Below are 10753 nucleotides of genomic sequence, written 5' to 3'. Positions count from 1 at the left end.
ACTGGGAGGTCTGTTGCACTTATTGCTTGACTCCAGCACTACTTATTTGTCGGGTCAGGCAGGGCAACGTGAAGACAGTAACCATGATTATGCAGCGCTCTCTTCACGTACCTGCTGACAAGCCTGAAAAGTTCAGAAGCGATGAAAGTAATGTAATACTTTCATTTGTTCTGGTTAGTCGTATACGATATTCGATAAATTATCAATCCCCAATTCCATGATTTGATCAATTAATTCCTGTGATAAACAACCTGATGCAATTAATCCTGTAATAATTTTGTTTATTGGTATTCCTTTGGCACGACAAGCGTCAAAACAATGTTCCAGCAGATTGTCATCATCCAGAACGACTTCAGGGAAGTTCAACGGTAAGCTGAGGATATCAGCATTTGATCGGAAGGCATTCTTAATGTCTTGTTGAGGACAGCTGTTTGCAAATAATAGTTGTTCGATTTGTAAAATAATCAGTTCACTATTGTTATCTTCCCTGGCAGCATAATAATCTTGATTAACGCTATCATCTCTCTCGTACAGAGCGAATTGCCAGGTTTTCCACTCTTCTTCAATAAATGTTGTTGGGTTGTTGCTGGAAGTTTCAGAAGATTTGCCAAGTTCAGGGTTGGTTTCGTACAACCCTACCTCACACAGATAGTCAGTGTTTAATACAGAGATAAACCGACTCATAAGTTTTGTGCTGTTGTCAGGCAGGTCTCCGTGGTCCAGAGATAATCTGGAGAACTCTGTCGCAAGCTGTGAGGCTGCCCGATTCAGGAGTGCGTTAATGGAATCCTGGTGACGTGTTGGCCTGGTGGCGGATGCACTGCGTGAAGCTGCTTCCCCAGTATCAGGGATACCTTCGTTGTATATTCTATTGATAAGATTTTCCTGCACAAGTCCTCTTTTGATCGCAGTCTCAATAAAGGACTTTGCTTCTATACGACGGGTTTCAAGTATTGCTCTAAATTGATTGGGGGTGTCATCTTTTAATACTATTGCAATGAGATGATCATTGAAATATTGTGGATCAATGTCTCGTAAAAAATCTTTCAAAAGATCAGTTCTATGATCAAGAGGTATATCTTTAACGATATCTTCAATAGCATCATATTGTTGGCTATCTTGTTGGCTATCAACTAAATTTTTTTGCCATTTATTCCAGTCCCAGCATTCTGGATCAGTAGGATTAGCCAGGTGATAAAGTCCGGGAGTTAACGAGAAGCGTGTTGACGATAAATCGTTCAACCGAATAATGGTTCTGGCAAATAATGATTTTCTGATATCACTGATATTAACGGCATTAGTTTGCAGTTGTTCATCGATTTCATTAGATTTTTCAATAAAATTTTTGGCCAGTTTATTGATGACACCACCAATTTCCTTCGGTGAATTGCCCATTGATTCTTGATAAGTTGATGGCCTACCAATAGCAGAAAAAGTTGTGTCCACAATAATACACCTCAAAAAATGTTTGACAGAACCTGCCTGTAGAGAATATAAGCAGCCGTTAAAGTAATGGTTTGATAAATAACCCTGTGGAATTAGAGTCTCAAATTGAGGAAAAGTTCATAACCCTATCAACAGCCCATGACTACCGGGCTGGAATCATCTTCGGCAGTTCAGGCCTTTCCTGATGAAAGATCTGGAAAGTCCCACCATCACTGGCTGCTCATGCGGTGAGTTTTTCATGACAGTTAAAAACAACGACGCAAATATCAACGGCATCTGGTCTGCAGTGCTGATCGAAGAACTGTGGCGACTGGGTATCCGGCATTGCTGTATTGCCCCGGGGTCCCGCTCAGCACCATTGACCTTTGCCGTAGCAGATCATCATGGTATGACCCGCCATATTCATTTCGATGAACGAGGGCTTGGTTTCTTTGCCCTGGGTCTGGCCAAGGCCACGGGAGAACCGGTGGCTTTGATCACTACTTCAGGCACTGCGGTTGCTAATCTCTACCCGGCGATTATCGAAGCTCACCAGTCGGGTATACCGCTGGTGGTTCTGACCGCTGATCGCCCTCCCGAGTTGATTGACTGCGGTGCAAATCAGGCCATTGATCAGTTGAATATCTTTGGTAACTACACCGGCGCGACGCTGGACTTGCCAACGCCAGACAGGTCCATCTCCCTCCGTTGGCTGCTGGGCAGTATTGATCAGGCGTATGCCCGGTCATCAGCGCTGGGGCTGCCTCTGCATATCAACTGCAGGTTTCGGGAGCCGCTCTATCCCCATCAGGTGGAAGCAACGGTTCCTATTGAAAATGACGTCTATCTTGCCAGTATCCAACCATGGATGGCCTCATTAACGCCTTATACCGAGTACTTTGTACCAGAGTTAACCCGGCTGCCCGATAGTGGTCGCTGGCAGCATTTTGCCGATGGTAAAGGCCTGATTGTGGTGGGACGGGTGATGCCTGAGACTGACGTTAATATCATTGTGCAGTTATCAGAACGCCTGGGCTGGCCATTAATTGCCGATGTTCAATCACAGCTGCACGGTCACCGGAAAACCCTCAGGCATGCTGACCTGTTACTGGCCAGTTCTGCCAGCGAAAGTCTATTCAATAAGGTCGACCGTGTGCTACAGATTGGCGGTTACCTGACGTCGAAACGATTGGATCAGTTTATTGCCCGGTACCATTGGCAGGAATTCTGGATGCTTGACCCCGCTCCCAGAAGAGTCGATACCGGACAGCGGCAGAGTGTGCGCCTGGTGGGTGACATTGATTCAGTTTGTCGTCAACTGTTGCTCAACAGCGAAGCGATACAGGCTGACAGGGAATGGAGCAAACCATTTGCAGCTCAGGCAGAAAAGCTTGGTGAATTGCTGAAAAGTCAACGACCAGAGGAGCTTAATGAGCAATGGCTCGGTGCTTCTCTGGGGGAACTGTTACCATCCGGAAGCCACTTATTTCTGGGTAACAGCCTGCCCATTCGCATGGTGGATATCTTCTCAGCACACCATTTGCCCGGGGTTTATGCCAGCCGTGGCGTCAGTGGCATTGATGGGCTGATTGCTACTGCGGCGGGATGTGCTGCCGGACATCAGGGGCCAATGGTGTTATTGATTGGGGACATCTCTTTCCTCCATGACCTTAACTCCCTGCAATTGGCAGCACGGTGCAAAACGCCGCTGGTTATTGTGCTGATCAATAACGACGGTGGTGGTATTTTCTATGTGACCACCAAAGGGTGTAGCAATGAGGTTGCCCATGTGACTAATGACTATTTTGTCACACCCCACGGTCTTACAGCAGAGCATGCGGCTGAGATGTTCAGAATTGATTACTCGGCACCGCAATCCATTGATGACTTTACAGCGCAGTTTCATAGAGCCTGCAGTCAGGCTGGGTGCGCCATTATTGAAGTCTTTACTGAATCTGGCCTTGGGGCAAAAAGTATTGAACAGGCCGTCGCTATGGCGAAAACACTGTGAGCCTGTCTTACTACTGCGCTGGTGATGTTCATGCGCCAGTTCTGGTGTTACTGCATGGGTTTCTGGGCAGTGCAAACGACTGGGGCTCCTTGCTGGCAGCGCTGCAAGACGACCATTGCCTTATTACTGTTGACCTGCCGGGCCACGGCTCAAGTCAGTGGCTGGAGGAAGATAAGCTGGGCGCTGACTACTTCTGCTATCGCCTGGAACAGACGGTTCAAACCATTGAACAGGTGGAAGGCATCAGCCTGAAACGGTTCAACCTGCTGGGCTATTCACTGGGAGGACGTCTGGCTATGGCGTATACCACTGCTTTCCCGCAGCGAGTGGCGCAGCTGTTACTGGAAGGAGCGCATCCCGGGCTGGTCAGTGAGCAGGAAAGAAGTGAACGTTATCGGTCAGATCTGCAATGGGCCAGACGCTTTACTGAAGAATCAGTGGCTGATGTGCTTTTGGACTGGTATAAGCAGCCGGTTTTTTCTGACCTGGATGATAGCCAGATTCGCTCTTTGATTGCTGAGCGATCAAAAGGCAGTGGTTCGATTCTGGCTAATGCCTTGATGGCATTCAGTCTATCGAAGCAGCCCGACTATCGCCGGGCACTTTCCCGGCTCAAGGCTGATTGTCAGCGCAGCGTCGGTTCACCACTGTCCACATGTGTTCATTATTTTTATGGTGAAAATGATCACAAGTTCGGGCAGCTTGGACAGCATTTGCTGACAGAGCATGTGATACACAGTGTCCACCCGGTGACCGGGTGTGGACACAATGTTCATCGGGAGCAACCAGAGGCTATGGCCCGGTTGCTCAGAGAGCTCTTCTGAAGAGCTATAAGGAGTTGGATATGAGCAAGCAGCTGGATTCAGGTGTGATCTGGGAAAACCTCAGCGGTGATTATGAGGACATTCTCTATCACCGGGCAGAGGGTATGGCCAAAATTACCATTAACCGCCCGGAAAAGCGCAACGCCTTTCGCCCACAAACCATTGTAGAAATCCAGAAAGCCCTGGAGTCGGCACGTTTTGATGAGTCGGTGGGTGTGGTGATTCTGACCGGTGCCGGTGATCTGGCTTTCTGTTCCGGTGGTGACCAGAGCGTTCGCGGCGATTCGGGCTACAAGGATGATAAAGGAACTCATCATCTGAATGTTCTCGATCTGCAACGTCAGATCAGAACCTGTCCAAAGCCGGTGATTGCCATGGTGGCCGGTTATGCCATCGGTGGTGGTCATGTCCTGCACCTGGTTTGTGATCTGACGATTGCGGCGGATAATGCCCGCTTTGGTCAGACCGGCCCGAAAGTGGGGTCATTTGATGGTGGTTTTGGTGCCAGCTATCTGGCACGTATCGTTGGTCAGAAAAAAGCCCGGGAAATCTGGTTCCTCTGTCGCCAGTACGATGCCAGACAGGCTGAAGATATGGGGCTGGTCAATACCGTTGTGCCTCTGGCAGAGCTGGAGCGGACAACCGTAGAATGGTGTCGTGAGATTTTGCAACACTCTCCTCTGGCGCTTCGCTGCCTGAAATCCGCCATGAATGCCGACTGCGATGGTCAAACCGGTCTTCAGGAGCTGGCGGGTAATGCGACACTGCTGTTCTATATGAGCGCAGAGGCACAGGAAGGACGGGATGCTTTCCTGGAAAAACGTCAGCCGGATTTCAGTCGCTTTGGTCGTAATTCCTGAAGCATGAAAGACTGTAAGGCCGATATCCTGAGGTATCGGCTGCCTTTAAAGCAGCCGTTATGGCTGAAGCATACCCGCCTGAATAAGCGCGAAGGGCTGATTTTGCGTTTGCGTATCGGTGACCGGTGGGGTTATGGCGACATAGCGCCACTGCCCGGGTTTAGCCGTGAGAGCCTTGCAGACGCGGAAGAACAACTTCAGGCTTTTTGTCGGGCCGTTAATGATGGCAGGCCGTTATCTCTCAACAGTGCTCTCACTGATGTTCTGCGGTTGCAGCCAGTCCCGTCAGTGCTGTTTGGTATTGAATCGGCTCTGTGGTGGTTGCAACAGGACCATTGGTTTGACCCGCCAGAAACCGGACCACTGTTGCTGGGTAGCACCGAGGATATCCTCCGCCGACTGGCACTGTGGCAGGGAAACTGGCCGACCGAGTTCAAGTTGAAAATAGGCCGAGACTCAATAGAAGACGACTGTGTCAGAATTAACCAGGTTTTGCAGGCTTTGCCAACGTCCGTCAGCATCAAGCTGGATGCCAATCAGCATTGGACATTGGATCAAGCCATCAGGGTCGCTGCCTCTATTGATGTCGAGCGAGTTGCTTATATTGAAGAGCCGACCGCGGATGTGGCCGAATTTTCACAACTCTACCAGCAGACCGGGCTTCGTTTCGCCTTGGATGAAACGGTCCAGCACCCAAAATACCATCTACACCCCATGCAGGGGCTGGCGGCCATTGTGATCAAGCCGACGCTGGTGGGTGGTTTGGCCCATTGCCGACAGCTGGTGACAACCGGCAGAAGCGTTGGTGTCAGGACTGTTTTCAGCTCTTCTTATGAGTCGTCTATTGGATTGCACATACTGGAGCAGCTCAGCGCTCAGTGGACACCGGAAGAACGACCGGGTCTGGACACCTTATCGGCTTTTACCGACAGCCTGACCTCAGCAAGGATTACTGCCGGTCAGCCGGTTGCCATTAACCCCGCTTTTTTTTCAGTAATACAGAGCTGAACAGAAGCATAGCAGAACACCGTTGATGAAAACGATCTTCCCCGAATTGCAATACTGCCCCTTGCGTTATCGAGCCATTCATCAGTCTTTCTGTACAGCGATTCAGCTGGAGGAGGGCGGAGTCACGTTTCGGCAGCTGGATACGTGGGTGAACGAGTGTTGTCGCATATACCGGAATAAGGGCATGAGAGCGGGCAGCCGTCTTCTGTTTGTCACCCATAAACCATTGGACACTGTGGTGGTTGCTCTGGCCTGTCTTCGTTCTCAATGGGTTTTCTGTCCGGTAAACCCGGCGTTTCCGGAAGCGCAAATGTCGGGATATCGTGATCGTATTGGCGCTGCGCTGGTGGCAGACAGTGCGGGTATCGATTTTCATCGATGGATTGCTCACATGCGGCCACGATCGGAGAGCCGCCTTCAGCCCATTAAGATCCATGCTGAAGCCGTTTTCGACCTGATCGCCACCTCTGGAACGACGGGCATCCCAAAGGCGGTAGCGCACAGTTATAAAAATCATTATTTTAGCGCCCTGGGCTCAATGCATACCTTGCCATTAACCTATGGTGATACCTGGCTGTTATCCTTGCCGCTGTTTCATGTGGGCGGATTGGCCATTGTTATGCGCTGCCTGCTGGCTGGTATCACAATGGTGCTGTTTGAACGTCGGTTGTCGCTGGATGATATGCTGACCAGGCAGCGGTTGACCCATCTTTCCCTGGTGAATACCCAATTGTTCAGGCTGCTGCAGTCCGGGCTATCACTCTACGATTTGGGCGTGCGTTATATTCTGCTGGGTGGCGGCGTTGCTTCCCCGAGGCTGGTGGAGGCGGTAAAAGCACAGGGGGTCACTGTTCTGACCAGCTATGGTCTGACCGAGATGGCCTCCCAGGTGTGTACCGGAGAGCCTCTGTTTACCGGTAGTGGTGTTACTTCCGGAGCGGTATTGCCATGGCGTGAGGTTCGTTTAACAGAGGAAGGCGAGATTCAGGTGCGTGGCGACACTCTGGCCAAAGGGTATTTTCAACAGGGCGAGGTGACGCCATTTGCGGGTACCCGTGGCTGGTTTAATACCGGTGACAAAGGGCGTTGGCATGGTGACCAGTTACAGGTCTTTGGTCGTATGGATAATATGTTGATCTCAGGGGGTGAGAATATTCATCCTGAAGAGATTGAGCAGGCTTTGCTGACCTTCCCGGAGATTGTCCAGGCGGTGGTCGTTGCCATTATGGATCCTGAATATGGCCAGCGCCCTGTGGCTTATGTTCAGACGGTGGACGGTACCCTGAATGAATCATTTACAAAAGAGAGGCTGGCAGGCAAGATAGCTAAATTCAAAGTGCCGGTACATATTCGTTTATTTCCTGAGCAGGTAGCGGAATCAGGTATCAAGATTAATCGCCGCTTTTTTCAGGCACTTTTGGAATAATACGACGATATAGGCAGATTTCTGCTAACCATGTACTAGACTAGGTTCAACAAACTTAGCCAAACCAAATTGCAGGGTGCAATTGGTTTGAATTTAGCAGTCAGACGTTGAAGTTAGAATAATATGAAAAATAACCCCATTAGCTACAACGCTTCCAGCACCCCGGCCTCTTTTGATGAGGCGCTGTCCCATAATTCCCCGGTCAGGGCTTTTCTTGCCGTAAAACTTCCTCTTGAACTGGCTGCAACGCTGCATAAGAAAGCCATTCATCGAGCCGGTGAAGGACATGATCACGACTTGCGCTGGGTAGCCCCCCAGCAGCAGCACATTACCCTTAAATTCCTGGGCAATAGCTCCCCCCAACAGTTACAGCAGTTAATCAGCAATCTTGAAAATGATCTGGCGGACTACCATACCTTTGACAGTATGACCGGTTGTTTTCGTTTCTTTCCAAATGGCCGAAACCCTCGGGTGCTGGCCCTGGAGATGCATTCAGGACAGGAGTTAAAACGGCTTGCTGATATCTGTGAGCAGGCAGCAGTGCAGTCAGGCTTCAGTGCTGAAACCCGGAATTTTCGCCCCCATGTAACCCTTGGGCGGTTTAAACGACCAAGGTATGTCACCCATAGTCAGTATTTTAACCTTCCCAGTTTCCGGATGACGGTGGGTGAGGTGGTATTACTGGAAAGTGAGAGCACTGCAATGGGAACGCGATATAAATCTCTCCATGCTTTCCCGTTGTTGCCTCTTGCTATTAGCGCATGAAAACACTGATGAGTAGATGGTTGCCTGGTACATGGCTTCAATGAGCTTGACGTATACAATCTCCGTTCACCCTGAGCGCCCTTCGGCTCCGCTCAGGATGCACGGACGAAGGGTGCCTGGCACGATCTCAGAGTCCTGAGTTTCCGCCCTTCGACAGGCTCAGGACGAACGGAGTGCGGAGGCATGACAACCCGTCAAACTCATTGAAACCATGTGCTAGGTGTTGATACTTATTTTTCTGGCCATTTCTTGATAAGCATCAAGTCGGTTTTTTGTTCAGCGTGCTATGCTGCGCAAAAACTACTGGATAATTCTCTATGGAATTGGTGTGTCCTGCCGGTAACCTTCCTTCCCTGAAAGCCGCTGTCGATAATGGTGCTGATGCCGTATACATCGGCTTTCGTGATGAAACCAATGCCCGCCATTTTGCCGGTCTGAACTTTTCTGATCAGCGGGCCATGAAGGCACTGGACTACGTTCATAAAAATCCCCGTGGAAAAAAGGTGCGGCTTTTTGTTGCGGTAAACACCTATGCCCAGGCGACCAACTGGCACCGCTGGAAAAAAGCCGTGGATATGTGTGCCGACTTCGGTGTCGATGCCCTGATTGCTGCCGATATCAGCGTGCTGGACTATGCCAGCAAGCGATACCCCGATCTTAATCTTCATCTTTCCGTTCAGGCTTCTGCCACTAACCAGGCCAGCCTGTCTTTTTATCATGATCATTTTGGTATCAAGCGCGCAGTACTGCCCAGGGTGCTGTCGTTAAAACAGGTTGAGCGACTGGCTCAGAAAAGCCCGGTGGAACTGGAAGTATTTGCCTTTGGCAGTCTTTGTATTATGGCTGAAGGGCGCTGCATTCTCTCTTCTTATGTGACAGGGGAATCACCCAATACTGCCGGTGCCTGTTCTCCCGCATCCGCTGTGCGCTGGCAGACAACGGCCAATGGGATGGAAACCCGACTGGGAGGTTTGTTGATCGACCGTTTTGATCACCATGAGCAGGCCGGTTATCCAACCCTCTGCAAGGGGCGCTTTACGGTGAATGATCAGGTCAGTCATGCCATTGAGGAGCCTACCAGCCTGAATACCCTGGATCTGATTCCTCAGCTTTATCAGTCTGGTATCAGTGCGGTGAAAATTGAGGGCCGCCAGCGAAGCCCGGCCTATGTTGCCGAAGTGGTGAGAATCTGGCGGGAAGCGCTGGACCATTACCGGGCGAATCCGGACCGTTTTACCACCAATGAACGCTGGATGGCTGGGCTTTCCCGTTTGTCTGAAGGTAGCCAGACTACACTGGGTGCCTATAACCGTCCCTGGCAGTGATGTTGGCTGCTTGGCTGTTTCTTTTGATTTAAACCACAAAGACACGAAGCCACAAAGGTTTACCTGCTTTGCTTTCTTTGTGGCTGATAGATCGCGTTTCCGGGTAATGCCCGGCGCAGACAGGGAATAAACTATGCAAATTACCCTTGGCCCACTACTGTTCTTCTGGCCTAAACAAGACGTTATGGCGTTTTATGAGAAAGTAGCCGAGTCCGCCTTTGAACGAGTCTACCTGGGAGAAGTCGTCTGCTCGAAAAGACGTGAGTTGAAGCTGGATGACTGGTTAGCCATTGCCAGGTTATTGCAGTCTAAAGGCAAAGAAGTTGTTCTATCGACACTGACGCTGATTGAAGCTGAGTCTGAACTGGCTCAGGTGGGCAAGGTCTGTGAGAACGGAGACTTTACTGTAGAAGCCAATGATATGGCCGCTGTCCACTATCTATCAAAAGCGGGCATCCCTTTTATTACCGGTCCTTCGGTGAACCTGTACAGTGCTGAAGCATTGCAGGTTCTGCATGGTACCGGTTTAAAACGCTGGGTTTTGCCGGTTGAACTCTCTTTTGAGCACCTTAAGTTGATTATGGGGCGTTTGCCAGAGCTGGGCATTGATGATCTGGAAGCCGAGGTATTCAGCTATGGCTATCTACCACTGGCCTACTCGGCCCGCTGTTTTACCGCCCGAACCCATGAGCTGAGCAAAGACAGCTGCGAGTTCAGCTGTATTAAGTCATCAGCAGGTATTCCCCTGGCGACCCAGGAAGGTGATGCGCTGTTTACCATCAACGGTATTCAGACACTGTCTGGTAGTTGTCATAATATTCTGGATCAGTGGCAGGTGATGGCCAGTGCCGGAGTGAAGGCCATGCGTCTTTCCGGGCATTCAGGGGATATTTTAAAAGTGGCCGATGAATTGGCACAGGCAATGGCGTTGAGTAGTAAGGTTATTACTTCTGACATTCAACATTGTAATGGCTATTGGTCAGGGAAGCCTGGCATAACCCATTGAGTAACAGGGAATAACCACAGGTAAGGGTGTTGCAAAAGCCCTGAAAAGAAGGGAATCACAAAGACACAAAGTTTTTTTTGACTTGCCTGAACTACGCCTGGCA

9 protein-coding genes are annotated in these 10753 nt (G+C 50.1%); 8 read left to right on the top strand and 1 reads right to left on the bottom strand.

Features of this window, described 5'->3' with window-relative positions; translation table 11 throughout:
- Positions 1 to 174: 174 nt before the first annotated feature.
- Positions 175 to 1446 (bottom strand): hypothetical protein, encoded by a 1272-nt coding sequence (locus CX664_RS15630; protein ID WP_146000046.1) that lies wholly within the window; start codon positions 1444 to 1446, stop codon positions 175 to 177.
- A gap of 184 nt (positions 1447 to 1630) precedes the next feature.
- Here CX664_RS15630 and menD point away from each other — a divergent pair, with 184 nt between their 5' ends.
- The 8 genes from menD to CX664_RS15590 all read left to right on the top strand — a co-directional run bounded on the left by menD (position 1631) and on the right by CX664_RS15590 (position 10650).
- On the top strand, positions 1631 to 3436 hold the full coding sequence (gene menD, locus CX664_RS15625) for a 2-succinyl-5-enolpyruvyl-6-hydroxy-3-cyclohexene-1-carboxylic-acid synthase (protein ID WP_101747642.1): 1806 nt from the start codon (positions 1631 to 1633) through the stop codon (positions 3434 to 3436).
- Positions 3433 to 4260: a 2-succinyl-6-hydroxy-2,4-cyclohexadiene-1-carboxylate synthase gene (gene menH / locus CX664_RS15620; protein WP_101747641.1), complete on the top strand. Its 828-nt coding sequence runs from the start codon at positions 3433 to 3435 to the stop codon at positions 4258 to 4260. Before menD ends, menH begins: the two co-directional genes overlap by 4 nt.
- A gap of 20 nt (positions 4261 to 4280) precedes the next feature.
- A complete protein-coding gene (menB, locus tag CX664_RS15615) occupies positions 4281 to 5120 on the top strand; it encodes a 1,4-dihydroxy-2-naphthoyl-CoA synthase (RefSeq protein ID WP_101747640.1) in 840 nt (279 codons plus the stop codon).
- 3 nt (positions 5121 to 5123) lie between these two features.
- A complete protein-coding gene (gene menC / locus CX664_RS15610; RefSeq protein WP_101747639.1) occupies positions 5124 to 6128 on the top strand; it encodes an o-succinylbenzoate synthase in 1005 nt (334 codons plus the stop codon).
- 25 nt (positions 6129 to 6153) lie between these two features.
- Complete coding sequence (menE, locus tag CX664_RS15605) at positions 6154 to 7554, top strand: o-succinylbenzoate--CoA ligase (protein ID WP_101747638.1); 1401 nt, start codon at positions 6154 to 6156, stop codon at positions 7552 to 7554.
- Between the two features lie 123 nt (positions 7555 to 7677).
- On the top strand, positions 7678 to 8319 hold the full coding sequence (gene thpR, locus CX664_RS15600; protein WP_101747637.1) for an RNA 2',3'-cyclic phosphodiesterase: 642 nt from the start codon (positions 7678 to 7680) through the stop codon (positions 8317 to 8319).
- A 317-nt stretch (positions 8320 to 8636) separates the two neighbouring features.
- Positions 8637 to 9644 carry a ubiquinone anaerobic biosynthesis protein UbiU gene (ubiU, locus tag CX664_RS15595; protein WP_101747636.1) on the top strand — a complete coding sequence of 336 codons (1008 nt, stop codon included), beginning with the start codon at positions 8637 to 8639 and terminating at the stop codon, positions 9642 to 9644.
- Between the two features lie 133 nt (positions 9645 to 9777).
- A complete protein-coding gene (locus tag CX664_RS15590; RefSeq protein ID WP_101747635.1) occupies positions 9778 to 10650 on the top strand; it encodes a U32 family peptidase in 873 nt (290 codons plus the stop codon).
- The last annotated feature ends 103 nt before the right edge of the window (positions 10651 to 10753 follow it).

The sequence above is a fragment of the Endozoicomonas acroporae genome, assembly GCF_002864045.1.
Lineage (GTDB): Bacteria > Pseudomonadota > Gammaproteobacteria > Pseudomonadales > Endozoicomonadaceae > Endozoicomonas > Endozoicomonas acroporae.
This window is presented reverse-complemented; position numbering and strand designations above follow the sequence as displayed.

Bases quoted from the DNA above. Each gene is read 5' to 3' on its own strand.
- CX664_RS15590 (WP_101747635.1), top strand. From the start codon at position 9,778: ATGCAAATTACCCTTGGCCCACTACTGTTCTTCTGGCCTAAACAAGAC.
- menB (WP_101747640.1), top strand. From the start codon at position 4,281: ATGAGCAAGCAGCTGGATTCAGGTGTGATCTGGGAAAACCTCAGCGGT.
- ubiU (WP_101747636.1), top strand. From the start codon at position 8,637: ATGGAATTGGTGTGTCCTGCCGGTAACCTTCCTTCCCTGAAAGCCGCT.
- menE (WP_101747638.1), top strand. From the start codon at position 6,154: ATGAAAACGATCTTCCCCGAATTGCAATACTGCCCCTTGCGTTATCGA.
- menD (WP_101747642.1), top strand. From the start codon at position 1,631: ATGAAAGATCTGGAAAGTCCCACCATCACTGGCTGCTCATGCGGTGAG.
- thpR (WP_101747637.1), top strand. From the start codon at position 7,678: ATGAAAAATAACCCCATTAGCTACAACGCTTCCAGCACCCCGGCCTCT.
- menC (WP_101747639.1), top strand. From the start codon at position 5,124: ATGAAAGACTGTAAGGCCGATATCCTGAGGTATCGGCTGCCTTTAAAG.